Origin of the sequence: Rubellimicrobium roseum, from assembly GCF_006152145.1 — a bacterium.
Taxonomy (GTDB): Bacteria; Pseudomonadota; Alphaproteobacteria; order Rhodobacterales; family Rhodobacteraceae; genus Rubellimicrobium; species Rubellimicrobium roseum.
The window spans coordinates 1-25,025 of sequence record NZ_VDFV01000039.1; the positions used below are offsets into that span (position 1 = coordinate 1).

Sequence of the window (25,025 nt, forward strand, 5' to 3'; positions counted from 1 at the left end):
CGGTCCGGGCGCTCGGGGACGAGCCGCTGCCGCTCTTCGCGGCCGCTCAGGCGCGAAAGGTGGATGAAGACGACGATGCCGGCTCCATGGCCTACGCCCCCGAGATCGTCGAGCCGCCAGTGGCACTCCGGCCCATGACGGCCGGGCGGGAGGTCGTCGAGGACTACGGGCATGTGGGACTGACCTTGCGGGCTCACCCGCTCGCGTTCCTGCGCGAGGACCTTCGACGCTGGCGCCTCCTCACCTGCGCGGAGGCCACCGCCCGGCGCGACCGGAGCCCCGTGCGCCTGGCCGGGATCGTGCTGGTGCGCCAGAAGCCGGGCTCGGCAAAGGGCGTGCTCTTCATCACCCTCGAGGACGAGACCGGCGTGGCCAACTTGGTGATCTGGCCGCAACTCTTCGAGGCAAGCCGACGAATTGTGCTGGGCGCTCGCCTGCTCGGGGTCGAGGGCCAGGTGCAGCGCGAGGGCGAGGTGGTCCACATCGTCGCGCGCCGGTTGCATGACATGTCCGACCTCTTGGACAGCTTGGGCAAACGGGATGCGGGCGGGCTTAGAGGTGAGCCGGCCAACAAGTCAGGTTACAGCGATATGCACAGAGCCAACACAGCCGCGCGATCTGCCCCGAGGGGGTGTGACAGCACTTCCGATGTCTCGCCCAAGGCGATCCGGCTCAGGCCCCGGGACTTCCGCTGAAACCAGAGGAGAGATCTAGGTCGAGATGGACAGGTCCGTGAAGCGTTCGTTCAATCTCCCCTAGGTTCGCTGGAAACCGAATCACTATCGTGTGAGTTGTGGATGCGCAGACGGGAGGTTCCATGCCTAGTCTCTTCGAACGGAATAGACTGACATGAGCGACTTCGGCGGGTTGCCACGTGCCCGTCTGGATCTGGCGTGGCCCGCCGGTGAGCGTCTAGTTCAGCAGTGGATAGGGGTTCCCGCGAACCGGGCAGAACCGCCGCGCTCATCTCCTGACCTTCCCACGCTGCCGACGGCTTCTGGTAAACCTCAGGTCATCTTCGCCGAGTATCGGCCGCGACTGTCCGGCCCGGAACTCTTGGCCAAGCACAAGGGTTTGCCAAGAATGCTCCGTCCTGTGCTTCCAACTCGCCCGGTGCGGCAGAATACCCATCACCGTCGCCTCACCATGGCTTGGTGGCCGATGGTAGCGGTCGCCGCGATGCTGCTCTCCGCGGGCACACCACTGCTCTGACGCAAAGAGCGGAGGACTGCGTCTGTTGCTGTTCCGCAACGATCAGAGCTGGAGTGACCCGCAAGACGGGCCAGTCGAATGTCCCGCGATACGTCATTTATTCGGCCCCAGGCATCGCTCGTCCGCTGTGCGGCGACGGTGCGGCTGTCGGGCTGATACGCCGATGCGTGACGACCCTCGCTCCTCGACGCGCGGGTCCAAGAACAACCGAGGGCAGGAGGCGGGTTCAACCGGAACCGGAGGCTTGCCATGGCCCAAACCCTGTCCCTTGTCGCCGCCCTCAGCATGGCGCTGATCAGTCTTGCCCTCGTGACGATCAGCTCGCCCCCAGAGGCTTCGGTTCTAGAATCCGCGGCGCCGACCCACGACACCTCTCGTCCATCAGATCGGCACCCGCTCCAGCGACATAGGGCAGACAAGGTCTCCTCCGTCGTGAGCCTAGTCCCGCCCCAGGCTGTGCCGGTCCGTCATCCGCAGGTCAGGCCCGTGGCGCGGCCCGACGAACCGGCCCTCCGCCCGCAACCCCGCCGCTTCTGGGCCAAAGGTCCTCTGGTCGCACGTGTGGGCGACCCGACATTCGGCCCGATGCTTCGGCCCGCCGATCTCCTCGTCCCCGACCCGCCCGAACAGCTCGCCGGCGCCACCGATCTCCTATGCATCGCTGTCGCGGTCTATCACGAGGCGCGCAACCAGCCGCTCGAAGGCCAACTCGCCGTGGCCTCGGTGATCCTCAACCGGACGCGAGAGCCCAAGCGCTGGGGCGCCAGCCCGTGCGAGGTCGTGGTTCCCGTCCAGTTCTCCTTCTTCTCGGAGGACGGCAGCTATCCGACCATCCCTAAAGACGAGGCCTGGTCCATCGCCTTGGAGATGGCCCAAGAGGCCCTCGATCATGGACCAAGTGCCATGGTCGGCTTGGCCGACCACTACCACACGCCAGCTGTGGACCCCGAGTGGAATGAGGCCATGGATCAGGTCATCCGGATCAACGACCATATCTTCTTTGTCGATCCGACAACACAGGGCTGACCGTTCAGAGCTTCAAGTCTCAGATGATGGTGACTAGAAAGGAAAGTCGCGACTGCTCAATGGCATGAGCAAAGGCTTCCACGGTCCGGTCCACTGCCACAAGGATCTTCCAAGCGGCCCGGAACTGGTCGAAGAGAACGACGAGGTCGTGTCAGAGTAAGGGTAGCCCGGGCCGGGGCGGGTCAGCGATCTCGCCCATTGGACCACGTCGACAAAGCCGAAGAGCCAAAACGCATCGCAAGTAGAAACTCGGCGGCCAAGTCTACGCCCGAATGCGTGCGTGGCGAGAAGATCTTGGCGGTGCGAAGCTCGTGCCAAGGAGGGCCGCGCCAACGATCTCGGGATAGAGAATTCGCCCTGAACAGTTTCGGAGCGTTCAGCTCCTATTTCAAGCCCATAGTAAGATGAGGCGCCTGGGGGCGTGTCGGACTCGCGGTTCCCCGTGCTGGCCGCATCACGCCAAGGCTTTAGGTGCTGATCCGAAGGGTCGTCCCGGGTTGCCACACGAAAGAGATACATGAACCTCGTCCTCGACTTGCCCCGTCTGTTCCGGGTTGCGGCTCTTGGCTGGTGGAACGACCGGGCCATGAGCCTCGGGGGCTCCATCTCCTACTTTATGCTCTTCTCGATGGCGCCGATGCTCCTTGTAGCGATCAGCGTGGCAGGCCTGGTCTTCGGGCGGGAGGCCGCGCAGGGCGCATTGGTGGGCGAGCTCACCGGGGCGCTGGGCCAGGAGGCGGCCCAAGCCGTGGAGGCACTCATTGCCAACGCCGGCGATCTAGGCTCGGGCATCCTCGGCACCACCGTGGGCCTTCTCATCTTCTTGGTAGTCGCCACCGGCGCCATTGGCGAGCTGCAGGACGACCTCAACCTGATCTGGAAGGTGCCGCCCGCCGCGACGGGGCTCCGGGGCGTCCTGCGCACCCGCGTCCTGAGCCTGGGTGTCGTCGTGGGCGTGGGCTTCCTGCTCTTGGTTTCGCTCGCGATCGACGCCGGCCTGGCGGCGGGACGAACTTATCTCGAGGGGCGTTTCACACAGGCGATCACGCTTCTGGGCTGGCTCAACCGCCTCGTCTCCTTCGCCATCGCCGCGGCGCTCTTCGCGATGATCTTCCGGGTGCTGCCGAACGTGGCGCTGACCTGGCGGGACGTGGCGATCGGGGCGCTCGTCACCGCACTCCTCTTCACGGTGGGCAAGGTCCTGATCGGCATCTACATCGGCCAGAGCGGCATCGCCTCAAGCTATGGGGCGGCGGCATCTTTCTTCACGATCCTGCTTTGGATCTACTACTCCTCCCTGATCCTGCTTTTCGGCGCCGAGTTCACGAAGGCTTTCGCAGAGTCCCATGGGACCCGCATTCGAAACCATCAACCCGAGGCATGAGGAAAAGCGCGAGCACGGGTGGCTCGAACCGGCTGTCGCGAACGCCTGCCTAGAGCGACGTCGGCTGACGATCGACGGCGCAGCCAGTACCAGCGCCATACGCCTTCAATTATGGGGGAAGCCTAGGGGGAAGCCCACACACGGGACCGATAAAAGTCTAACGTGAGCAAACACTTCTTAGGAAACTCTGGCGCGCTGGGGAGGATTCGAACCCCCGACCCCTTGATTCGTAGTCAAGTACTCTATCCAACTGAGCTACCAGCGCGCGGCAGAGTGAGGCTCATCTACCGTTGCCCACCGGGCGTGGCAAGGGCCTTCCCGCAGATTTCCGTTCTTGCCGTCGGGTCCGCCTATTCGGCGGCCTCGGCGCCGCGTGGGGAACCGGGCGTGTTGTCCGCCTCCCGCTCTCCTTCCAAGGGCGGCAGGGGCGCGAGCTGGGCGTTCTCCTTGGGCAAGCGGATGGCGAACTCCGTCCCCTGCGCGTCCGACCGGCGCAGCTCGAGCCGCCCGCCATGCCCGCGCACGATCTCGGCCGCGATGGCGAGGCCCAGGCCCGTGCCGCCCTTGCTGGCGCCGCCCTGGAAGGCCTGGAACAGATGCTCGCGCGCCTTGGGGGGCAGGCCCGGGCCGGTATCGGCCACGAAGATCCACCAGGCCTCGTCGTCCTCCTCGGCCGAAAGGCCGATCTCGCCGGCCTTGCCGCTGGCGGCGATGGCCTGGCGCGCGTTGCGTACGAGGTTCAGGATCACGCGGTAGAGCTGCTCGCCGTCGGCCCGCACGGTGAGGCCCGCCGGGATGTCCTCGGAGAAGGAGATGTCGGACTCGCCGGCCGCGAGCCTCTCGCCGTCCACGATCTCGGACACGATGGCCGCGAGCGGCACGCGCGTCAGCCGCGGCGGCGGCTCCTCGACGCGGCCGAAGGCGAGGGTCGCCTCGCAGAGCGAGATCGCGCGCGAGAGCGACGCCACGATCTTGGGCCCCATCCGCCGCACGTGCGGGTCCTCGGTCTCCTCCAGCCGGTCAGCGAAAAGCTGTGCCGAGGCCAGGATGTTGCGCAGGTCGTGGCTGATCTTGGCGACGGCGCTGCCCAGCTGCGCCAGCCGTGCCCGCTGCCGCAGTGCGCCCGTGAGCTGCGTCTGTAACGACTGGAGCGCCTCCTCGGCCTCGCGCAGCTCGGTCACCGAGGCGTCCGGGACGATGATGCGGCGCGCGTCCTCGGGCGCCTCGGCATAGGCGCGCATGTGGCCCACCACGCGGGCGATGGGACGCACCATCAGCACGCGCACCGCCAGGAACAAAAGCGCCGCCGTCAGGATGGTGATGACGGCCGAGAGCGCCAGCACCCGCAGCCCGTCCTCGATCATGGCCCGGCGCAGCGGCTGCTGGTCGAGCGTGATCTCGATCAGCTCGCCCCCCTGCTGCACGGGGCTGCCGATCACGCGGATGATGCGGTCCTGCGAATCGGCCAGCGTCGCCAGCGCGTCGCGGATCAGCGTGGCGGCCGATCGGTCGCGCAGGTCGTAGGTGGCATGGATCGGCTCGGGGATGGGCGAGGAGAGCGCAAGCTGGCGCACCTCGTCGCGGCGCAGCACCACGTTGTAGACGCCCGCGTTGCGCAGGAGCTCCTGCTCGACCGGCTCGTCCAGCGAATCGGCGGCGAGCTTGGCCAGCGAGGCGATCTGCGCCGCCTCCAGCCGCAGCTCGAGGTAGTTCACGCGGGACCGGGCCACGGAAGGCACGAAAATAAGAACCTCCGCCAACAGGACGAAGGCCGCCGTCAGCATCAGGAAGCGCCCTGACAGCGAGTTCAGCATTCCGGGCCCCCCACCTGGCGCTCCCTCGCGGAACGCTCGCGGATTCGTGTATGCCGTGCGGACATAACCCGACAGATGGGAAGTGGGTCCGCGAATTGCCATGCGGCGCGTTGACAGCCGCAGGCCCGGCCACTATGAGCCGGGCTTCAATTATTGCGCGCGGGTCCCCGAGGCCCTGTCGCGCGCTGCCATCGCAGGAGTTCGCGACATGAAACGCACCTTCCAACCCTCGAACCGCGTCCGCAAGGCCCGTCACGGCTTCCGCGCCCGCATGGCCACCAAGGGCGGCCGCGCGGTCCTGAACCGCCGCCGCGCCCGCGGCCGCAAGGTCCTCTGCGCCTGATCGGCCCCGCGCAGGTCTTGGCCCGGCGCGCGGACTTCCTGCGCGCCGCCAGTGCCGCGCGCGCCTCGACGCCCGGCTTCACTCTTCAGGCGCGCCGCCGCGCCGAGGGCGAGGCCGAAGGCCTACGGGTAGGCTTCACCTGCTCCAAGAAGGTGGGCAACGCCGTCGCCCGCAACCGCGCCAAGCGCCGGCTGCGCGAGGTGGCGCGCGCCGTCCTGCCGGCCGAGGGCCGTGAAGGCTGGGACTATGTCCTGATCGGCCGCCCCGAGGCCACCGCCGCCCTGCCGTTCGCCCAGCTTCTGGCCGATCTCTCGCGTGCCCTCGCTCGCGTGCATCGTGGCCCCGCGGACCCGGCGTGACACCGGCGGCCCGTCTTCTGGCGATGCCTGTCCGGGCCTATCGGCTCGTCCTGTCGCCCCTTCTGGGCCGGAACTGCCGGTATCACCCCACCTGCTCGGCCTATGCGTTGGAGGCGCTGGAGCGGCACGGCGCGGCTCGGGGCGGCTGGCTCGCGCTGCGGCGCATCGCGCGCTGCCATCCCTGGGGCGGCTCGGGCATCGACAACGTCCCGGACTGACGGGCCGGGCTGCGGCGGTCCCTCCCCTTGGCGCAGGGCGCCAAAGCGGCTAGGTCGGCCCCATGCTGGACGACACCGACGCGCCCGACGACATCCATCCGCTCTTCTTCGGAGCCCCGAAGACGACCGAGTTCCGCAAGCTGCGCAAGCGCCTCGTGCAGGACGTGCGCGAGGCCATCGACGCCTACGGCATGGTGACGCCGGGCGCGCGCTGGCTCGTCTGCCTGTCGGGCGGCAAGGACAGCTATACGCTGCTCGCCATCCTGCACGAGTTGCAGTGGCGCGGCCTGCTGCCCGTGGAGCTTCTGGCCTGCAACCTCGACCAGGGGCAGCCGGGCTTTCCGGCAACCGTCCTGCCCGAGTTCCTGTCCCGCATGAAGGTGCCCCACCGGATCGAGTACCAAGACACCTATTCCGTCGTCACCGCCAAGATCCCGCAGGGCAAGACCTACTGCTCGCTCTGCTCGCGGCTGCGGCGGGGCAACCTGTACCGCATCGCCCGCGAGGAGGGCTGCCAAGCCGTCGTGCTGGGGCATCACCGCGACGACATCCTGGAGACCTTCTTCCTCAACCTCTTTCACGGCGGCCGGCTGGCGACGATGCCGCCCAAGCTGCGCAACGAGGAGGGCGACCTTCTGGTGCTGCGCCCGCTGGCCCATGTGGCCGAGGCCGACTGCGACCGCTTCGCCCGCGCGATGGCCTATCCCGTCATCCCCTGCGACCTCTGCGGCAGCCAGGAGGGCCTGCAGCGGATGCAGGTCAAGGCGCTGCTCGACGAGTGGGAGCGCAAGGTTCCCGGCCGTCGGCAGAAGATGTTCCGGGCGTTGACGCAGGTGCGGCCCTCGCATCTCCTGGACCCCGATCTCTTCGATTTCGTCGGGCTCGCGCCCTTGGCCGAGAGCGGGCCCGAACCGGACATCCCGGAGGTCCCTCGCCTGCGTTAACGGGATGGTCACCTTTCGGTGACAACCTCCGCGTGCTGGCCGCGGACGGATTCGCCTGTCCCATCCGGTCCGGCACGAGGGGAACGATGTCGCTGGCCGCCCGAATGAACATGCAGATGCTCCGCTCGTGCCGGCGGACCGGGGCAGGGCCACTGGCGATCCTCGGCCCGGGGGCCTTCGCGCTGGGGGGATCTTTGGGGGTGGCGGCGCTGCTTCTGGCCTGGGCGGCCGCCAAGGCCATCGCGCCACGGGTCGCGCTGCCGGACTTCGCGGCGGGGCGGACCAAGCTCGCCCTGCGCACCGATGTCGTGGCGGCGCTCGACGTCGCCCTGCGGCGCGGCGCCCCGACGGCCGCCCTGGTGATCGAGATCGACCGCTTTCGGCAGATCGAGGCCGAGCACGACCGTGCCGCCATCGAGACGCTCCTGCGCGTGACAGAGGACCGGCTGGGCCAGGCCCTGCTGGGCGCTGGGACGCCCGCCCGATTGGAGGGTCCGGCGTTCGCGGTCGCGCTGGAGCCGGCGGGAGACCTGGACCTGGAGGCGGCCCTGCAGATGGCCGGGCGCGTCCAGCGCACCCTGTCCGAGCCGGTGGCCCTGGGGGACGCGAACCTGCAGCCGACCTTGTCCCTCGGGCTCGCGCTGCCCCGGCGCCTGCCCTCCCCCACGGGCGAGGCGCTGCTTCGCGCCGCCACCGTCGCCCTGATCGAGGCGCAGCGCAGCGGCCCGGCCGCCATCCGCAGCTACTCCGAGGCGATGCGCGCCCGCGTGGAGACGCGCGGAGCGCTGGTGCAGGAGGTGGCGCACGCCTTCGAGCGCGGCGAGATCCGGGGGCATTTCCAGCCGCAGCTTTCGGCGCGGGATGGCACGCTCACGGGCTTCGAGACGCTGGCGCGCTGGCAGCATCCCATCCGCGGCCTGATTCCACCGGCCGAGTTCCTCCCGGCCATCGAACAGGCTGGCCAGATGATCCGGCTGGGCGAGGTGATGCTGCGGGAAGCACTGACGGCCCTGCGCGACTGGGAGTCGCAGGGCCTCCATGTCCCCCGGGTCGGCGTCAACTTCTCCAGCGCGGAGCTCTGCGACCCGCGTCTCCTCGACCGGATCGGGTGGGAGCTCGACCGCTTCGACCTGACCCCGGACCGGCTCGTGGTCGAGGTGCTCGAGACGGTGGTCGCCTCGCGCTCGGACGACATGGTGGTCCGCAATCTCGCGGGGCTCGCGCGGCTGGGCTGCTGCCTCGACCTGGACGACTTCGGGACAGGCCATGCCTCGATCACGTCCATTCGGCGCCTCTCCATCGAACGCATCAAGATCGACCGCAGCTTCGTCACCCGCATCGACGAGGACCCCGAGCAGCAGCGCATGGTGGCGGCCATCCTGACCATGGCCGACCGGCTCGGGATCGACACCTTGGCCGAAGGCGTGGAGACGCCGGAAGAACGCGCGATGCTCGAACAACTGGGCTGCGGGCATCTACAGGGTTTCGGGATCGCGCGGCCCATGCCCTTCGTTGAAACGATCGGCTGGATTGCCTCGCGCGGGGCGGCGGAGGCGCAGGTGCTCCGACGGGTTGGTTGAGCCTGCCGGCCCGTAAGGGCCGCAGCTTCACGCGGGGGGAGGCGCCCCAGGGACCGCCCGACCCGACCCTGCGGCCTTGCCGCGCAGGGAAAAGCGCTTGACCTTTGGCGCACTCGGGTCTTGAAGCAGCCGGATATCTTGCGGCGGGGACGCTCCCATGGACGACCAGAACAAGAACCTCCTCCTGGCGACGGCACTCAGCTTCCTCGTCATCCTGGTATGGTTCATCATCTTTCCGCCGCCCGAGCAGGCGCCCTCGCCCGACCCCGAGGCGGTGACGGCACGGGAGGTACCCGAAGCCGTTGCCGCCCCCGACGCGGGCGAGGCCGGAGCGGTCGACGCGGACATCGCCGAGGAAGGCGCGGGCGCCGTGACGGAGGCCGCGCGCGTGGCCATCGACACGCCTTCCGTCACCGGCTCCCTGTCGCTGCAGGGCGCGCGCCTCGACGACCTGTCGCTCAAGGGCTATCGCGTGACGCTCGACAGCCCCGAGCTGGTGCAGCTCCTGACGCCGGCTGGCTCGGAGTTCCCCTACTACGTCGTCAACGGCTGGACCGCGGGCGAAGGCGTCGCCGCGGATGCCGTGCCCGGTCCCGACACGGTCTGGACGCTGGCCTCGGGCGCCCCGGCGCCAGCCCCCGAACCCGAGGCGGCCGCCGACGGCGAGGCCGCCACGACCGATCTCGTGGCCACGCTGACGCCCGAAGCGCCGGTGACGCTCACCTGGGACAACAGCCAGGGCCTCGTCTTCACGCGCGAGATCGCAGTGGACGAGAAGTTTATGTTCACCGTCACCGACACCGTCGCCAACAGCGGCGAGGCGGCCGTCACGCTGTCGCCCTACGCCTTCATCGCCCGCGACGGGCGCGAGGAGACGCCGGCCAACTTCATCCTGCACGAGGGCGTCGTCCGGATGTCGGACGGCGAGCTGCAGGAGATCGACTACCCCGACCTGGTCGACCTGGACCCGGCCGAGGACGGCTCGCGCCAGGAGGTGGTCCCGGTCTCCGAGAATGGCTGGGTGGGCTTCACCGACAAGTACTGGATGACCACCATCATCCCCGAGCCGGGCACCGACTTCCGCTCGGTCGCGCGCTACCTTCCGGGCAGCGAAACCTACCAGACGCTCGCCCGCAAGGACGCCCAGACCGTCGCCCCGGGGGCGAGCCTGACTTACGGCACCATGGTCTTCGCCGGCGCCAAGGAATGGGAAACCATCCGCGCCTACCAGAACGACCTGGGCATCGACCGCTTCATCGACTCGATCGACTGGGGCTGGTTCTTCTTCCTCACCAAGCCGATGTTCTGGCTGCTGCACCACTTGCACGAGTTGATCGGCAACATGGGCTGGGCGATCATCGGCCTGACGCTGGTCATCAAGGCCCTGGTGCTGCCGCTCGCATGGAAGTCCTACGCCTCGATGGCGCGCATGCGCGAGCTGCAGCCCGAGATGGAGAAGCTCAAGGAGAAGGTCGGCGACGACCGGATGGCGCTCCAGCAAGGCATGATGAAGCTCTACAAGGACAACAAGGTGAACCCGGCTTCCGGGTGCCTGCCGATCCTGATCCAGATCCCGATCTTCTTCTCGCTCTACAAGGTGATCTTCGTCACCCTCGAGCTGCGCCACGCGCCCTGGATCGGCTGGATCCGCGACCTTTCGGCGCCCGACCCGTCCTCGATCATCAACCTCTTCGGGCTGCTGCCTTGGGGCTCGCCCGAGCCCGGCACCTTCCTGCACCTCTTCGCGCTGGGCGTGCTGCCGATCTGCCTCGGCATCTCGATGTGGCTCCAGCAGAAGCTGAACCCGCAGCCCACCGACCCGGCGCAGAAGGCGGTCTTCGCGTGGATGCCCTGGATCTTCATGTTCATGCTGGGCAGCTTCGCATCGGGCCTCGTGCTCTACTGGATCGCGAACAACCTCATCACGTTCGCCCAGCAGTACATCATCATGCGGAGCCACGGCTCCAAGCCCGACATCTTCGGCAACATCCGCGAGAGCCTGAGGAGGACGCCCAAGCCCGCCTCCTCCGAGCCGCCGCGCAAGGGCAAGTGATGGCCCTGCCCTTTCCCGAGGCCGAGATGCCCGACGAAGCCGCCCTGGAAACAGGGCGGCTCCTCTTCGCGGGTCCTGTGGATTTCCTGAAGGGCGTGGTCGCCATGAGCGGCCTGCCCCCCGCCGACCGGGCGGAGGTCTGCTTCGCCGGCCGGTCCAACGTGGGCAAGTCCTCGCTCATCAACGCGCTCACCGGACGCAAGAGCCTGGCCCGCGCCTCTAACACGCCGGGGCGGACCCAAGAGGTCAACTACTTCACGCTGGGCGAAAGCCATTATCTCGTGGACCTGCCCGGCTACGGCTACGCCGAGGCGCCGGTCGCGGTGGTGGCGAAGTGGCAGGCTCTCCTGAAATCATTCCTCCAGGGGCGCCAGACCCTGCGCCGCGCCTTCGTGCTGATCGACGCGCGCCACGGCGTGAAGGCCGTGGACGAAGAGATTCTGACCCTTCTCGACAAGTCGGCCGTGACCTTCCAGGCCGTGCTGACCAAGGTCGACAAGATCGGGCCGCGCGACCGGGCCAAGGTCCTTGAACAGGTCCGCGGCGCGCTGCAGAAGCACCCGGCAGCCTATCCCGAACTCGTGGTGACCTCGTCCGAGACCGGCGAGGGGATCGCCACGCTCCGGGCCATCATCGCCGGCATCGCCTGACGAAAGGACCCTCATGAAGCGCGACTGGATCGCCACCGCCCGCACGCTGAGCGAGGCCCTCCCCTACCTTCAGAAATATTCCGACGCCGTGGTCGTGGTGAAGTTCGGCGGCAACGCCATGGGCGACGACTCAGCCATGGCGCAGTTCGCCTCGGACATGGTGCTGCTGCGCATGGTGGGCATCCACCCGGTGGTCGTGCATGGCGGCGGACCGATGATCAACGCCATGCTGGACAAGCTGGGCATCGAATCGAGCTTCGTGCGCGGCAAGCGCGTGACCGACAAGGCCACCGTCGAGGTGGTGGAGATGATCCTGTCGGGCCTTGTCAACAAGCGCATCGTGCAGGCGATCAACGACGCGGGCGGGCGCGCGGTGGGGCTGTCGGGCAAGGACGACGACCTCATGGTCTGCGAGGCGGACGACCCGGAACTCGGATTCGTCGGACGCCCCGTCGAGATGAACGTGCAGGTGCTGCGCGACCTCTACGAGGCGGGGATCATCCCCGTGGTGGCCCCCGTGGCGACCGGCATGGCCGAGAACGAGACCTTCAACGTCAACGGCGACACCGCTGCCGGGGCCATCGCCGGGGCGCTGCAGGCCGACCGGCTGCTGCTGCTCACGGACGTCGCGGGCGTCAAGGACGAGACCGGCGAGGTGGTGAACCAGCTCTCCTCCGAGCGCGCGCGCGACATGATCGGGGCCGGCACTATCAAGGGCGGCATGATTCCAAAGGTCGAGACGGCGCTCTCCGCCATCGAGCAGGGCGTCAAGGCGGTGGTGATCCTCGACGGACGGCTGCCCAACGCGGCGTTGGTGGAGCTCTTCACCGACCATGGCGCGGGCACCATCATCCGCGGCACCGCGCCCGAAAGCTGGCCCAAGCGGCGGTGAGCCAGCAGGCGCTGGCCGAGGCGGCGGAAGCGCAGGGTCTCTTCGTCTCGGGCCTCGCGCCCCTGCGGCCCGAGGACGGCCTGCCTGCTCGCTTCCGTTCGGTGGCGCTCCTGTCGCCGGACGAGCCGAGATTCTGGCCGATCTTCGCCGCCTCGCCCGAGGCCGGGGACGGACGGCCCGACCCGCTGGACCGCTGGTCGCGACGGGTGATCGGGCGCTTGGCCTGCGCGATCGGCTCCAAGGCGGCCTTCCCCTTCGGTGGCCCACCCTGGCGCCCCTTCACCGACTGGGCCCGGCGCTCGGGCCGGGCCTGGCCTTCGCCGGTCGGGCTCCTCGTCCATGACACGGCGGGTCTCTGGATCTCCTATCGGGGCGCGGTAGCGCTGGAGGAGGAGGCGCCGCCCCCCGCCGCCGCGCGTCCCTGCGACGCCTGCGACGCGCCCTGCCGCCGGGCCTGCCCGGTGGGGGCGCTCACGGAAGCGGGCTACGACGTGCCGGCCTGCCACGCCTTCCTCGACAAGAGAGCGGATTGCCTGCAGGGTTGCCGCGTGCGCCGCGCCTGCCCAGTAGAGGCGGGCCGCCGCGAGCTTGCCCAGTCGGCGTTCCACATGAAGGCGTTCCACCGGCCATGACCCTGCGGCTCCTGCTCATCCGCCACGCCAAGTCCGACTGGGGCGACCCGGGGCTTCCCGACCATGAGCGGCCCCTGAACAACCGGGGCCGTCGCGACGCTCCGCGCATGGGACGCTGGATCGTTGAGCAGGGACTCGCGCCCGCCGAGGTGCTCTGCTCGGACGCCCGGCGCACGCGCGAGACGTTGGAGCTGATGCAGCCGGAATGGCCCTCCTCTCCCCCCGCCTCCTTCCGGCGCGAGCTCTACCACGCCACGCCCGAGGCGATGCTCGCCGTGCTGGAGGAGGCGCGCAGCGACACGGTCGCGCTTGTCGGGCACAATCCCGGCATCGGGGCGCTGGCGGCGCGGCTGGCCCGGCGCGCCCCGGATCATCCCCGCTGGGAGGACTATCCGACGGCCTCGGTGGCTGCGCTCGCCTTCGAGGCCGAAAGCTGGTTCGCCATCAGCGAAGGCCGGGGCGACGTGCGGGCCTTCGCCATCCCCGCCGACCTGGGCTGAACGCGCCGTCGCGCTAGGCTCCGGCCCATGCGTCTCGATCATCGCCACCGTTGGGATCTCACGCCGTCCGAAGCCGTCGCGCTCCAGCAGGAGCTGCGCGCCGAGGTCGTGGCCGACCGGCCCTTCGACCTCGCGGGCCTGCGGCTGATCGCCGGGGTGGACGTGAGCGTGAAGGAGAACGTCTCGCAGGCGGCCGTGGTCGTGGCGAGCTTTCCCGACTTCCGCGTCGTCGATGTCGCCCGGGCGATGCGCCCCACGCCGTTCCCCTATGTGCCGGGGCTCCTGTCCTTCCGCGAGGGGCCGGTGCTGGAGGAGGCCTTCGAGAGCCTGACGACCGAGCCCGACCTGTTCCTCTTCGACGGCAACGGCATCGCCCATCCCCGCCGCATCGGCATCGCGAGCCACATGGGCCTCTGGCTCAGCCGGCCGACCGTGGGCAGCGCCAAGACGCGGCTGACGGGGCGCCACGAGCCGGTGCCGCCTGAGAAGGGCGCCTGGGCGCCGCTGATGGACAAGGGAGAGGTGATCGGCGCCGCGCTGCGGACCCGTGCGGGGACGAACCCGGTCTTCGTCTCGCCCGGCCACCTGATCGACCTGCCTTCGGCCATCGACCTGGTGATGCGCTGCTCGCCCAGGTTCCGCCTGCCCGAACCCATCCGCCTCGCCCACAACGCGGCGGGGGCCTTCGAGCGCGGGCCCGACCTCCTCGACGGGACCTAGTGCCCCAGGATCTGGCTCAGGAAGAGCTTGGTGCGATCGGATCTCGGGTTGTTGAAGAACTCGCGGGGCGTGTTCTGCTCCACGATCTGGCCCTGGTCCATGAAGATCACGCGGTTCGCCACCGCCTGCGCGAAGCCCATCTCGTGGGTCACGCAGAGCATGGTCATGCCCTCGCGCGCCAGCTCGATCATGGTGTCGAGCACCTCCTTGATCATCTCGGGGTCCAGCGCCGAGGTCGGCTCGTCGAAGAGCATGATCTTGGGCCGCATGCAGAGCGAGCGGGCGATGGCCACTCGTTGCTGCTGCCCGCCCGAGAGCTGGCCGGGATACTTGCCCGCCTGCTCGGGGATGCGGACCTTCTCGAGAAATTCCATGGCCGTCGCTTCGGCCTCGCGCTTGGGAATCTTGCGGACCCACATAGGCGCGAGCGTGCAGTTCTCCAGCACCGTCAGGTGCGGGAACAAATTGAAGTGCTGGAACACCATCCCGACCTCGGAGCGCACCTTGTCGATGTTGCGCAGGTTCGAGGTCAGCTCCGTCCCGTCGACGACGATGTGGCCGGACTGGTGCTCCTCCAGCCGGTTGATGCAGCGGATCAGCGTCGACTTGCCCGAGCCCGAGGGCCCACAGATCACGATCCGCTCGCCGCGCGTGACGGTCAGGTTGATATCGCGCAGCACGTGGAACTGGCCGTACCATTTGTTCATGCCGGTGATCTGGACGGCGACCTCGTCCGAGACAGGCGGGGCGGAGGCGAGCGCGGCGTCGGTCATGGGCAGGCTCCTAGCGGTGGCTGCGCTCGAGCCGCTGCTCGAGCCACATGGAATAGCGGGACATGGCGAAGCAGAAGACGAAGAACACCGCCGCCACGAAGATGTAGAGCTCCCAGTAGATGCCCCCCCATTCGGTCGTGGCACGGATGGTCGACGACATCCGCATCGGATCGAAAAGCGAGATGATCGAGACCAGCGTCGTGTCCTTGAACAGGCCTATGAAGCTGTTGACGATTCCGGGGATGGAGATCTTGAGCGCCTGCGGCAGAACGATGAGTTGCATGGCCTGCCAGTAGCCCAGGCCCAACGCATCGGCGGCCTCGTACTGCCCGCGCGGCAGTGCAGCGAGCCCGCCCCGGATCACCTCGGCGATGTAGGCCGAGGAGAAGAGCGTCACCATGATGATGACCCGGAGCAGGATGTCGAAGTTGGTGCCGCTGGGCAGGAAGTAGTTCAGGAGCACCTGCGCCACGAGAAGCCAGACGATCAGCGGCACGCCACGGATCACCTCGATGTAGATCACGGCAACCTTGGAGATGATGAACATCTCGGACCGCCGGGCCAGGGCCAAGAGGATGCCCAGCGGCAGCGACAGCGTGATGCCCGACAGGCCGATGACGATGGAGAGGGTGAAGCCGCCGAAGTCGGACGACCGGACGGGCGTGAGCCCGATGGGCAGAATGCGGGCCAGCGCGGCGGTCAAAGGCGCGTCGACGAAGATCCAGTACAGGACCGGCACCAGGATGGCAGCGACCGCGCCCAGCAGCGGACCGCCCGCCCGCGCCACGATCCTCCAGGCCAGCCATCCCAACCCGAAGCCCAGCGCCACGGCGACGGGTCCCCAGATCGGGCCGCCCCAGAGCAGCCAGACGATCAGGAAAGGCGCGGCGGCGGTCAGCCACAGGAGCCGCCGGGGCAGGTCCGCGAAGAGAATCGGCAGCACGGCCAGAAGGAACACGACCAGCGCCAGCGGCGGCCGCCAGAGCTCCGAGGCCGGGTAGAAGCCGAAGACGAGCTGCTGCCAGCGCGCCCGGATCACCGCCCAGCAGGCGGCCGAGGTGCCTTCGCCGTAGAGCTGGTCCCGGATCGTGCGGCATTCGCTGATGCTGCCCGCGTTCCAGATGCCACGCCAGGCCCAGGGCAGGACGTCGCGCAGCGCGAGCCAGAGAACCCAGATCGCCAGGATCGTGAGAATGATGTTGAGCGGCCCCGAGAACAGGTTCTCGCGCAGCCAGCGCACCGCCCCCGCCTCGCGCCGCGGAGGCGGCACCGGGGGCAGCATCGTGTCGCGCGAATAGGCGACGGTCTGGGAGTGCAGATCGGACATCAGCGCTCCTTGAGGGCGATGCGTTGGTTGTAGACGTTCAATACGCCCGAGATGATGAGGCTCACGATCAGGTAGAAGAGCCCGAGGAGAAGGATGCTTTCCAGTTCGCGCCCCGTCTGGTTCATGGTCACGCCGCCCAGCGTCGCGCGCACGTCGGCGTAGCCCACCGCCACCGCGAGCGAGGTGTTCTTGGTGAGATTGAGGTACTGCGAGATGAGCGGCGGCACGATCACGCGCAGCGCCTGCGGCAGGATCACGAGCCGCATCGTCCGCCCGGGCCGCAGGCCCAGCGCGAAGGCGGCCTCGGTCTGCCCCTTGGAGACGGAGAGGATGCCCGCGCGCACGATCTCGGCGATGAAGGCGCCGGTGTAGAGCGCGAGCGCGATCCAGAGCGCGACGAGCGAGTTCAGCACGTTCACCCCGCCGTCGAACCGGGCGATCCCCGTCTCGCGCACCGTGGGCACGTCCAGCGTGACCGGGGCCCCCAGCAGCACGAAGACCACGAGAAAGGGCAGCACCAGGATGGCGAGCGTGACCCAGAGCACCGGCAGGGGCCGACCCGTCGCCTCCTGCCGCCGGCGGGCGTAGATGCGCCAACCGATGGCGGCGGCGATGGACAGGAGCAGCACGATCCCCAGCACCCCGGCGCCCTCGCCCCAGACCGGCCAGGGGATGTAGGTGCCGCGATTGGTGAAGGCGATCAGCCCGAAGAGCCTGGAGGCCTGAGCGTCCTCGCCCCGGAAGGCGGCGGGGGCGGGGGTCGACTCGCTCAGGACCGCGTAGACGAGCACGATCCACAGCAGGAGCGGCACGTTGCGGAAGGCCTCCACATAGACCGTCATGAGACGGCCCACGAGCCAGTTCTTGGACAGCCGCAGCACGCCCGCCAGCACGCCCACGACCGTGGCGGTGACGCAGCCCAGCGCCGCCACCAGCAGCGTGTTGAGAATGCCCACCAGTGCGGCGCGGGCGTGGGAGTCGTTGTTGGTGTAGGGGATCAGCGCCTGGTTGATGTCGTAGCCGGCGCGATTGCCCAGGAAGCCGAAGTCGAAGTCCTTGCCCAGCGCGGCGAGGTTCACGACGAGGTTGCGGACGAGGAAGGCGATGAGCGCGAGAAGGAGCGCGAGCGCGATCACCTGGATGGTCAGGCCCCGGTATCGGGAGTCCTGTAGGAGCTGGCTCGGTCGGAAACCCTGTCGCGGCGGCTCGGCGGCGATGGTCATGCGGGGCGTGATCCTTTGTCCCGGCCTTCGGATGTGGCGGAGGCGCCCGCTGGGGCGCCTCCTTCAGGTGTCAGCGGAAGGGGGGCGCGTAGAGAAGGCCGCCGTTCGTCCACTGCGCGTTGAGCCCGCGCGCCAGCCCGATCGGGGTCGACTCGCCCAGATGCCGCTCGAAGATCTCGCCGTAGTTGCCGGTGGCCTCGATGGCACGCACCGCCCACTGGTTGTCGAGCCCGATCATCGCGCCCATCTCGCCCTCGGTGCCGAGGAGGCGATTGATCTCGGGGTTCTCGGTCGGGGCGGCGGCCATCTCGGCCACGTTCGCCGAGGTGACGCCCAGCTCCTCGGCCACGATCAGCGCATTCAGCGTCCAGCGCGCGATGTCGGCCCAGTCGTTGTCGCCATGGCGCACGGCCGGCCCGAGCGGCTCCTTGGAGATGATCTCGGGCAGGATGACATGCTCTTCGGGGTTCTCGAAGGTGGTGCGCACCGAGGCGAGGCCCGAGGCGTCCGTCGTGTAGGTGTCGCAGGCCCCCGCAAGGTACTGCTGCCGTCCTTCGGCGTCGTTGGCGATCGGCACGGGCGTGTAGCTGATATTGTTGACGCGGAAGAAGTCCGCGAGGTTCAGCTCGGTCGTGGTGCCGGTCTGGATGCAGACGGTGGCGCCGTCCAGTTCCGTGGCCGATGTCACGCCCAGCGCGCTGGGCACAAGGAAGCCTTGGCCGTCGTAGTAGTTGACCCCGGCGAAGTCGAGGTTGAGGTCGGTGTCGCGGGAGAAGGTCCAGGTGGAGTTGCGCGCCAGCAGATCCACCTCGCCCGCGGCCAAGGCCGTGAAGCGCGTCTCGCCTGACAGCGGCACGTAGTTGACCTTGGTCGCGTCGCCCAGGACGGCGGCGGCCACGGCACGGCAGACGTCGACGTCGAAGCCTTCCCACACGCCCTCTGCATTGGGCGCGGCGAAGCCGGTCAGGCCCGGGTTCACGCCGCAGTTCAGCGCGTCGCGCGCCTTCACGTCGTCGAGCGTCGCCGCCTGCGCCGCCCCGGCGAGACCGGCCAGCGCCAGCGTGCCAAGGACCACGGATCTCTTCATGGGTCGTCCTTCCCGTTGTGGCGCGCGGCGAGGTCGTCGCGCGCGTTCTTGGTGGCCCTCCCCCGGAGGGACCGGCGAAGGGCGGGGCTTGGCCCCGAATGCCTTAACTTGTCGGCGGATATTCGATCCGGTCAAGCGCTTCATCACGGCAAGCGAACAGGACGGTCCGTTTCCGGCGCACGACCTGCCCGATTCCGTGGCGTCACATCCGTGGGCGTCGGGGCGTGAGCTGGGCGTGGAAGCGCGCGGCGTTCAGGAAGTCGCCTCTCCGCCGGGCAGCCGCCTCGGCCGCCTCCTCGTCCTCGCCCCATTCCTCGATCTGGAAGTCCTCGTCCACGCGCGACAGCCGCCAGGCCTCCTCGGCCGAAAGCCGCCCCTGCGCCACCGCGAGCGCCAGGACCAGCGAGCCCGACAGCGCCACCAGATCGTGGATCGCCGCCAGTTCGAAGACGTCCATCTGCTCCAAAGGCTCGCGCAGCCTCTGGAGGTCGCCCGGCGCCTGCTGCACCGGCATGACGCCGCTGCCCGTGGCCAAGTCCGCGCCCAGCGCCTCGGCGCTCCAGGCGAGCAGCGGGTCCCAGGCCGTCCTCTGTCGCTCGACCAGCCGCTCCGGCGCCTCGGCGCGGTAGCACAAGAGATCCGAGGCGCCGTAGGAGGCGAGCATCTCCACCACCTCGGCCCGTTGCGCCGCGACCTTGTCGAGCGCGGCGTTGGCAAGCCGCGTGGCAGGCATGATCGCCGGGTTCAGCTCGCCTTCCTGCGCGTCCCATTCGCGCGCGACCTCCTCGGCGAAGGCGCGGGTCGGGACCAGGAGCCGCGCCTTGGCGGGCGTGCGCACGGGGCGGCCGTCCAGCGTCACCGCAAAGCCCTCGCCCTCGGGGGCGACGGCCACGGCGGTCCAGAACCGCTTGGGGGTCCAGCCGCTCATTCGAAGTCCTCGAACGGATCGAGCGGGGCCTCCCGCTGGTCCCAGCCCAGGTAATCCCAGGTGGCCTTCATGTGCGGGGGCAGGGGCGCGGTCAGGGTCAGCATGGCCTTGGTGATCGGATGCTCGATGATGAGGGTGCGGGCGTGCAGGTGCAGCTTGCGGCTCAGGTCCCCGCCCATGCCGGCGCCCCAGCCGTCGCCCAGGTTCTCCTGCGCGCTGCCGCCGTACTTGCCGTCGCCCAGGATCGGGTGGCCCAGCTCGGCCATGTGGGCGCGAAGCTGGTGCGTCCGGCCGGTCACCGGCTGCATCGCGACCCAGGACAGCCGCCCGCCCGCATTCTCGACGGTCATGAACTGCGTCACCGCGCGCTTGGCGCCGGGGGTTGCCTCGACCTCGCGCGGGTGGATGGCGCGCATCTTCTCGTCGCCGCGCCCGCCCTCCTTCACGAGCCCGAACTTGATCGTGCCCGCCCGCGGAGTGGGCACACCCGCGACGGCGGCCCAGTAGATCTTGCGCACGTTCCGGTGCCGCAGCGCCTCGGACAGCGCCCGCGCCACCCGGTCGGTGCGCGCGAGCAGCAGGACGCCCGAGGTGTCCTTGTCGAGCCGGTGCACGAGCTTCGGCCGATCCTTGTAGCCGAACATGAGCGCCGGGCTCAGGCCGTCGACGTGCCGCTCCCCCTGCCCCGAGCCGCCCTGCGAGGGCAGCCCCGGTGGCTTGTTGAGCGCGATGATGTGCTCGTCCTTCCACATCACCGCCGCCTGGATCATCGCCTCGTCGCCCTTGGCGAGCCGCGAGGGCGGCGGCGCGGGCTGGTCCACGTCCGGCAGCGGCGGAATGCGCACGATCTGCCCCTCGACAACCCGCGTGGCCGAGGTCACGCGCCCGCCGTCCACGCGCAACTCGCCCTTGCGGCACATCTTCTCGATGGCGCCCTGCGTCAGGTGCGGAAAGCGCTTGCGCAGCCAGCGATCGAGCCGCTGGTCGCCCTCCCCCTCCACCACGGGCAGCAGTTGCACGCCGCTCATGCGAGCCTCCCGATCCACAGCCCGGCCCGGCAGGCCAGAAGGGACAGACCGACCGAGGCCAGGACATAGAGCCCCGCCTGCGCCATCCGCCCCGTCTCGACGAGCCGCAGAGTGTCGAGCGAGAAGGCCGAGAAGGTGGTGAAGCCGCCGAGCACCCCGGTCAGCAGGAGAGCGCCCAGTGCCGTCCCGGCCCCCAGGAGCGCGAAGAGCCAGCCCATCATGAGCCCGCCCGCGACGTTGACGGCCAGGGTGGCCCAGGGGAATGGCAGGGCCATCCCCACCAGTGCCCGCGCCGAGGAGCCAAGCGCGCCGCCCAGGGCGACGAGGAGAAGTGTGTGTATCATGCGGGCCTTCTTGGGGTCCGGGGCTCCGGTGTCAACACGCAGGACGCCCGCCGGGGTTCCTCAGCGCTCCTCGTTGCGCCGCTTGGCGCGCAGCCCGGCGAAGAAGTCCGTGCGCTTCCTCAGTTCCCGCTCGAAGCCCCGATCGGCGGGGACGTAGTAGACGGGGCGCTTCATGCCTTCCGGGAAGTAGTCCTGCCCCGAGAAGGCATCCTCGGCGTCGTGGTCGTACTGGTATCCCGCCCCGAAGCCCTGATCCTTCATCATCCGCGTGGGCGCGTTCAGGATGTGCTTGGGCGGCGGGGCCGAGCCGGTCTTGCGCGCCGCCTCGCGCGCGGCCTTGTAGGCGGTGTAGACGGCGTTCGATTTCGGCGCCAGCGCGAGGTAGACCACCGCTTGCGCCAGCGCCAGTTCGCCCTCGGGGCTGCCCAGTCGCTCGTAGGTTTCCCAGGCCTCGATGCAGAGACCCTGCGCCTGCGGGTCCGCGAGGCCGATGTCCTCCACCGCCATCCGCGTGATGCGGCGGGCGAGGAAGCGGGGATCCTCCCCCCCCTCCAGCATCCGTGCGAACCAGTAGAGCGCCGCATCGGGGTCCGAGCCGCGCACCGACTTGTGCAGCGCCGAGATCAGGTTGTAGTGCCCGTCCCCGCTCTTGTCGTAGTTGGCCGCCCGCCGCCGCAGGCGGCTGGCCAGCGCGCCGGTGTCGAGCGGCCCCGGCACCCGCCAGGACGCCACCTGCTCGATCAGGTTGAGGAGCGCCCGCCCGTCCCCGTCCGCCATCTCCAGGAGTGCGTCCCGCGCGGGCCCATCGAGCGGCAGCTTGCGTCCCAGCTCCCTCTCGGCCCGCTGAGTCAGCCGCTCCAGGTCCGCGAGCGTCAGCCTGTTCAGCGTCAGCACCTGCGCGCGGCTCAGGAGCGCCGCGTTCAACTCGAAGGACGGGTTCTCGGTCGTGGCGCCCACTAGGACCAGGGTCCCATCTTCCATGTGCGGCAGGAAGCCGTCCTGCTGCGCGCGGTTGAAGCGGTGGATCTCGTCCACGAAAAGAAGCGTCCCCCTTCCTTGCCGCCGTCGCAGCCGCGCCGCCTCGAAGACCTTCCGCAGCTCGGGCACGCCGGTGAAGATCGCGCTGATCTGCTCGAAATGCATCTCCGTCTCCTCGGCCAGGAGCCGGGCGACGGTCGTCTTGCCCACCCCGGGCGGTCCCCAGAGGATGACGGACGACAGCGACCCCGACCCGAGCATCGCACCGATGGGTCCTTCGGGCCCGAGAAGATGCTCCTGCCCGATCACCTCGGACAGGCGCTGCGGGCGCAGGCGGTCGGCCAGCGGGCGGGGCGCACCCGGCGTGGGGCCGTTCTCCGGCGGCATGAGGTCGAAAAGATCGGTCATATGAGGAGTCTAGCCCCGGACCGGCGGCTTCGACAGGCCCGCCGAACGAAAAAGGCCCTGTCCGCAGAGGACAGGACCTTGGATCTTCCAGCAGTGACGGCGGATCACTCCGCGTCGGCGAGCTCTTCCTGCGCGGCGAGGTAGGCGCGGTCGGCGGCGCCCTTCGCGTCACGGTCGCGGTCCACGAGCTCGATGATCGCCATGGGCGCCATGTCCCCGTAGCGGAAGCCCGCCTTCAGCACGCGGCAGTAGCCGCCCTGACGCTCCTGGTAGCGGGGCCCGAGCACCGCGAAGAGCTTCTGGACATGCATGTCCTGCTTCAGCGCCGCCGCGGCCTGGCGGCGGGCGTGCAGGTCGCCGCGCTTGCCCAGCGTGATGAGCTTGTCGATGACCCGCTTCAGGTCCTTGGCCTTGGGGAGCGTGGTCTTGATCTGCTCGTGCTCGATCAGCGAGCCCGCCATGTTCGCGAACATCGCCTTGCGATGCTCGTGGGTGCGGTTGAGCTTCCGGTAGCCTGCGCCATGACGCATGATGTGGGTTCCTTATGATTGTGCTTTGTCCGGCGGACCTGTCGCATGGACCGCTCACCTTATTGGGGCAGGACGCCCGGCGTCGGCAGGAGGATGGCCCGCGCCGTGGCGGCGCGGGGCCTTCCCGCCAGTCTCAGAACTGGTCCTCGTACTTCTTGGCCAGTTCCTCGATGTTCTCCGGCGGCCAGTCCTCGACTTCCATGCCGAGGTGCAGGCCCATGCCCGAGAGCACTTCCTTGATCTCGTTGAGCGACTTCCGCCCGAAGTTGGGCGTTCGCAGCATCTCGGCCTCGGTCTTCTGGATGAGGTCGCCGATGTAGACGATGTTGTCGTTCTTAAGACAGTTGGCCGAACGGACCGACAACTCCAGCTCGTCCACCTTCTTGAGCAGGAGCGGGTTGAACTCCAGCCCATCCTCCAGCGCGCCGGCCGAGGCCGACTCGGGCTCCTCGAAGTTGAGGAAGATCGACAGCTGGTCCTGCAGGATGCGCGCGGCATAGGCCACCGCGTCGTCCGGCGTGATGGAGCCGTCGGTCTCAATCCGCATGGTCAGCTTGTCGTAGTCCAGAACCTGCCCTTCGCGGGTGGGCTGGACGTCGTAGCTGACCTTCTTGACCGGCGAGTAGATCGCATCGATCGGGATCAGACCGATCGGCGCGTCCTCGGGCTTGTTCTTGTCGGCCGAGACGTAGCCCTTTCCGGTGGCGACCGTCAGCTCCATGTAGAGCGACGCGCCCTCGTCGAGATGGCAGATCACGTGGTCCTTGTTCAGGATTTCGATGCCGGCGGATTCGGAGATGTCGCCGGCCGTCACCGCGCCCGGGCCTTTGGCTTGGACGGTCAGCCGCTTGGGCCCGTCCACGTCCATCTTGATCGACACGCCCTTGAGGTTCAGCACGATGTCGGTCACGTCCTCGCGGACGCCCGCGACCGACGAGAACTCGTGCAGCACGCCGTCGATCTGGACCGACACGATCGCGCCACCCTGCAGCGAGCTCAGCAGCACCCGGCGCAGCGCGTTGCCGAGCGTCAGGCCGAAGCCCCGCTCCAGCGGCTCGGCGACCAGGGTCGCCTGGCGCTGCGGATCGTTGCCGGGCCGGACCTCAAGCTGCTGCGGCTTGATGAGCTCGGACCAGTTCTTGTGGATCATGCGTCCCTCCATTCGCGCGGTGCCCTTCATGTCCAACAAGGCTCCACTCCCGAGGTTGACTTGAAAACGGCGAAGCGGGGCCGCGCGAACGCGCAGCCCCGCCCAAGGCTATGGTGCGGCGTCAGACGCGGCGGCGCTTCGGCGGGCGGCAGCCGTTGTGCGCGATGGGCGTCACGTCGCGGATCGAGGTGATGGCGAAGCCCACCGCCGCGAGGGCCCGCAGCGCCGACTCGCGGCCCGAGCCCGGACCCTGCACCTCGACCTCGAGGGTCTTGACGCCATGCTCCTGCGCCTTGCGGCCGGCGTCCTCGGCAGCCATCTGGGCGGCATATGGCGTCGACTTGCGCGACCCCTTGAAGCCCATCGTGCCGGCCGACGACCAGGCGATGGCGTTGCCCTGAACGTCCGAGATCAGGATCTTGGTGTTGTTGAACGAAGAGTTCACGTGGGCCACGCCCGCCGCGATGTTCTTCGAAACCTTCTTCTTGCCGCCCCGGCGGGTATCACGAGCCATGTCAGCCTATCCCCTTACTTCTTCTTGCCGGCGATCGGCTTGGCCGGGCCCTTGCGGGTACGGGCGTTCGTGTGGGTGCGCTGGCCGCGGACCGGCAGGTTCCGGCGGTGGCGCAGCCCACGGTAGCAGCCGAGGTCCATCAGCCGCTTGATGTTCATGGTCGTCTCGCGGCGCAGGTCACCTTCGACGACATGGTTGGCGTCGATGTGCTCGCGGATCGCAAGGATCTCGGCGTCGGTCAGCGAGTCGACCCGGCGGCTCGCGTCGATGCCCAGGGACTTGACGATCTCGTCCGCGGTCGCGGGGCCGATGCCGTGGATGTAGGTGAGGGCGATCGGAACCCTCTTCTTGGTCGGGATGTTGACCCCGGCAATACGTGCCACGTGGGTGGTCCTTTCGTTGCGACTC

At 68.8% G+C, this 25,025-nt stretch carries 28 protein-coding genes and 1 tRNA gene; 15 read left to right on the forward strand and 14 right to left on the reverse strand.

Going from position 1 to position 25,025, the window contains the following annotated elements; translation table 11 throughout:
• The 4 genes from FHG71_RS17730 to FHG71_RS17745 all read left to right on the forward strand — a co-directional run.
• The coding region (locus tag FHG71_RS17730) for an OB-fold nucleic acid binding domain-containing protein (protein ID WP_246045503.1) at nucleotides 1–695 on the forward strand (695 nt) is incomplete at its 5' end.
• A 154-nt stretch (nucleotides 696–849) separates the two neighbouring features.
• The gene (locus tag FHG71_RS17735; protein ID WP_139083037.1) at nucleotides 850–1,212 is read left to right on the forward strand and encodes a hypothetical protein; all 363 of its coding nucleotides are present in this window, start codon (nucleotides 850–852) and stop codon (nucleotides 1,210–1,212) included.
• 249 nt (nucleotides 1,213–1,461) lie between these two features.
• A complete protein-coding gene (locus FHG71_RS24015) occupies nucleotides 1,462–2,238 on the forward strand; it encodes a cell wall hydrolase (RefSeq protein WP_139083038.1) in 777 nt (258 codons plus the stop codon).
• A 517-nt stretch (nucleotides 2,239–2,755) separates the two neighbouring features.
• Nucleotides 2,756–3,622, forward strand: coding sequence for a YihY/virulence factor BrkB family protein (locus FHG71_RS17745; protein ID WP_139083039.1), 867 nt, complete (start codon nucleotides 2,756–2,758; stop codon nucleotides 3,620–3,622).
• A gap of 188 nt (nucleotides 3,623–3,810) precedes the next feature.
• On the opposite strand, the gene FHG71_RS17750 is transcribed toward FHG71_RS17745, so the two are convergent.
• A tRNA-Arg gene (locus FHG71_RS17750) sits at nucleotides 3,811–3,887 on the reverse strand.
• Nucleotides 3,888–3,972: 85 nt separating this feature from the next.
• Nucleotides 3,973–5,436, reverse strand: coding sequence for a sensor histidine kinase (locus tag FHG71_RS17755; RefSeq protein WP_139083040.1), 1,464 nt, complete (start codon nucleotides 5,434–5,436; stop codon nucleotides 3,973–3,975).
• 208 nt (nucleotides 5,437–5,644) lie between these two features.
• Between FHG71_RS17755 and rpmH the strand changes: the two genes are divergently transcribed.
• The 11 genes from rpmH (at nucleotide 5,645) to nfi (ending at nucleotide 14,327) form a co-directional block, all read left to right on the forward strand.
• Nucleotides 5,645–5,779, forward strand: a complete 135-nt coding sequence (gene rpmH / locus FHG71_RS17760) for a 50S ribosomal protein L34 (protein WP_139083041.1) — start codon at nucleotides 5,645–5,647, stop codon at nucleotides 5,777–5,779.
• Complete coding sequence (gene rnpA / locus FHG71_RS17765) at nucleotides 5,770–6,138, forward strand: ribonuclease P protein component (protein WP_139083084.1); 369 nt, start codon at nucleotides 5,770–5,772, stop codon at nucleotides 6,136–6,138. Before rpmH ends, rnpA begins: the two co-directional genes overlap by 10 nt.
• A complete protein-coding gene (gene yidD, locus FHG71_RS17770; protein ID WP_139083042.1) occupies nucleotides 6,135–6,356 on the forward strand; it encodes a membrane protein insertion efficiency factor YidD in 222 nt (73 codons plus the stop codon). The genes rnpA and yidD overlap by 4 nt, the downstream gene beginning before the upstream one ends.
• Nucleotides 6,357–6,418: 62 nt before the next feature.
• On the forward strand, nucleotides 6,419–7,300 hold the full coding sequence (gene ttcA / locus FHG71_RS17775) for a tRNA 2-thiocytidine(32) synthetase TtcA (RefSeq protein ID WP_139083043.1): 882 nt from the start codon (nucleotides 6,419–6,421) through the stop codon (nucleotides 7,298–7,300).
• A gap of 86 nt (nucleotides 7,301–7,386) precedes the next feature.
• Complete coding sequence (locus FHG71_RS17780; RefSeq protein WP_139083044.1) at nucleotides 7,387–8,880, forward strand: putative bifunctional diguanylate cyclase/phosphodiesterase; 1,494 nt, start codon at nucleotides 7,387–7,389, stop codon at nucleotides 8,878–8,880.
• Nucleotides 8,881–9,037: 157 nt separating this feature from the next.
• Nucleotides 9,038–10,933, forward strand: a complete 1,896-nt coding sequence (yidC, locus tag FHG71_RS17785; protein WP_139083045.1) for a membrane protein insertase YidC — start codon at nucleotides 9,038–9,040, stop codon at nucleotides 10,931–10,933.
• Nucleotides 10,933–11,583: a ribosome biogenesis GTP-binding protein YihA/YsxC gene (yihA, locus tag FHG71_RS17790; protein WP_139083046.1), complete on the forward strand. Its 651-nt coding sequence runs from the start codon at nucleotides 10,933–10,935 to the stop codon at nucleotides 11,581–11,583. Before yidC ends, yihA begins: the two co-directional genes overlap by 1 nt.
• Before the next feature lie 13 nt (nucleotides 11,584–11,596).
• Nucleotides 11,597–12,475, forward strand: coding sequence for an acetylglutamate kinase (gene argB, locus FHG71_RS17795; protein WP_139083047.1), 879 nt, complete (start codon nucleotides 11,597–11,599; stop codon nucleotides 12,473–12,475).
• A complete protein-coding gene (locus FHG71_RS17800; protein ID WP_139083048.1) occupies nucleotides 12,472–13,107 on the forward strand; it encodes a ferredoxin in 636 nt (211 codons plus the stop codon). The genes argB and FHG71_RS17800 overlap by 4 nt, the downstream gene beginning before the upstream one ends.
• Nucleotides 13,104–13,607 carry a SixA phosphatase family protein gene (locus FHG71_RS17805; protein ID WP_139083049.1) on the forward strand — a complete coding sequence of 168 codons (504 nt, stop codon included), beginning with the start codon at nucleotides 13,104–13,106 and terminating at the stop codon, nucleotides 13,605–13,607. The genes FHG71_RS17800 and FHG71_RS17805 overlap by 4 nt, the downstream gene beginning before the upstream one ends.
• A gap of 27 nt (nucleotides 13,608–13,634) precedes the next feature.
• Nucleotides 13,635–14,327, forward strand: a complete 693-nt coding sequence (gene nfi, locus FHG71_RS17810) for a deoxyribonuclease V (RefSeq protein ID WP_139083050.1) — start codon at nucleotides 13,635–13,637, stop codon at nucleotides 14,325–14,327.
• Here the strand turns inward: nfi and FHG71_RS17815 are convergent.
• The 12 genes from FHG71_RS17815 to rpsM form a co-directional block, all read right to left on the reverse strand.
• Nucleotides 14,324–15,100, reverse strand: coding sequence for an amino acid ABC transporter ATP-binding protein (locus FHG71_RS17815; RefSeq protein ID WP_139083051.1), 777 nt, complete (start codon nucleotides 15,098–15,100; stop codon nucleotides 14,324–14,326). The genes nfi and FHG71_RS17815 overlap by 4 nt on opposite strands.
• Before the next feature lie 10 nt (nucleotides 15,101–15,110).
• Nucleotides 15,111–16,427 carry an amino acid ABC transporter permease gene (locus FHG71_RS17820; RefSeq protein ID WP_139083052.1) on the reverse strand — a complete coding sequence of 439 codons (1,317 nt, stop codon included), beginning with the start codon at nucleotides 16,425–16,427 and terminating at the stop codon, nucleotides 15,111–15,113.
• The gene (locus FHG71_RS17825; protein ID WP_139083053.1) at nucleotides 16,427–17,650 is read right to left on the reverse strand and encodes an amino acid ABC transporter permease; all 1,224 of its coding nucleotides are present in this window, start codon (nucleotides 17,648–17,650) and stop codon (nucleotides 16,427–16,429) included. The genes FHG71_RS17820 and FHG71_RS17825 overlap by 1 nt, the downstream gene beginning before the upstream one ends.
• A gap of 70 nt (nucleotides 17,651–17,720) precedes the next feature.
• Nucleotides 17,721–18,737 (reverse strand): amino acid ABC transporter substrate-binding protein, encoded by a 1,017-nt coding sequence (locus tag FHG71_RS17830; protein ID WP_139083054.1) that lies wholly within the window; start codon nucleotides 18,735–18,737, stop codon nucleotides 17,721–17,723.
• A gap of 202 nt (nucleotides 18,738–18,939) precedes the next feature.
• Nucleotides 18,940–19,665 (reverse strand): ATP12 family chaperone protein, encoded by a 726-nt coding sequence (locus FHG71_RS17835; RefSeq protein WP_139083055.1) that lies wholly within the window; start codon nucleotides 19,663–19,665, stop codon nucleotides 18,940–18,942.
• Entirely contained in the window at nucleotides 19,662–20,693 is a 1,032-nt protein-coding gene (locus FHG71_RS17840) for an RluA family pseudouridine synthase (RefSeq protein ID WP_139083056.1), read from the reverse strand. The genes FHG71_RS17835 and FHG71_RS17840 overlap by 4 nt, the downstream gene beginning before the upstream one ends.
• Nucleotides 20,690–21,037, reverse strand: coding sequence for a fluoride efflux transporter FluC (locus tag FHG71_RS17845; protein ID WP_139083057.1), 348 nt, complete (start codon nucleotides 21,035–21,037; stop codon nucleotides 20,690–20,692). The genes FHG71_RS17840 and FHG71_RS17845 overlap by 4 nt, the downstream gene beginning before the upstream one ends.
• A 60-nt stretch (nucleotides 21,038–21,097) precedes the next feature.
• Nucleotides 21,098–22,423 carry a replication-associated recombination protein A gene (locus FHG71_RS17850; protein ID WP_139083058.1) on the reverse strand — a complete coding sequence of 442 codons (1,326 nt, stop codon included), beginning with the start codon at nucleotides 22,421–22,423 and terminating at the stop codon, nucleotides 21,098–21,100.
• 104 nt (nucleotides 22,424–22,527) lie between these two features.
• Nucleotides 22,528–22,953, reverse strand: coding sequence for a 50S ribosomal protein L17 (gene rplQ, locus FHG71_RS17855; protein WP_139083059.1), 426 nt, complete (start codon nucleotides 22,951–22,953; stop codon nucleotides 22,528–22,530).
• A gap of 133 nt (nucleotides 22,954–23,086) precedes the next feature.
• Nucleotides 23,087–24,103, reverse strand: coding sequence for a DNA-directed RNA polymerase subunit alpha (locus FHG71_RS17860; RefSeq protein ID WP_139083060.1), 1,017 nt, complete (start codon nucleotides 24,101–24,103; stop codon nucleotides 23,087–23,089).
• 121 nt (nucleotides 24,104–24,224) lie between these two features.
• Nucleotides 24,225–24,617 carry a 30S ribosomal protein S11 gene (rpsK, locus tag FHG71_RS17865; protein ID WP_139078540.1) on the reverse strand — a complete coding sequence of 131 codons (393 nt, stop codon included), beginning with the start codon at nucleotides 24,615–24,617 and terminating at the stop codon, nucleotides 24,225–24,227.
• Between the two features lie 14 nt (nucleotides 24,618–24,631).
• Entirely contained in the window at nucleotides 24,632–25,000 is a 369-nt protein-coding gene (gene rpsM / locus FHG71_RS17870) for a 30S ribosomal protein S13 (RefSeq protein WP_139083061.1), read from the reverse strand.
• Nucleotides 25,001–25,025 lie beyond the last annotated feature (25 nt).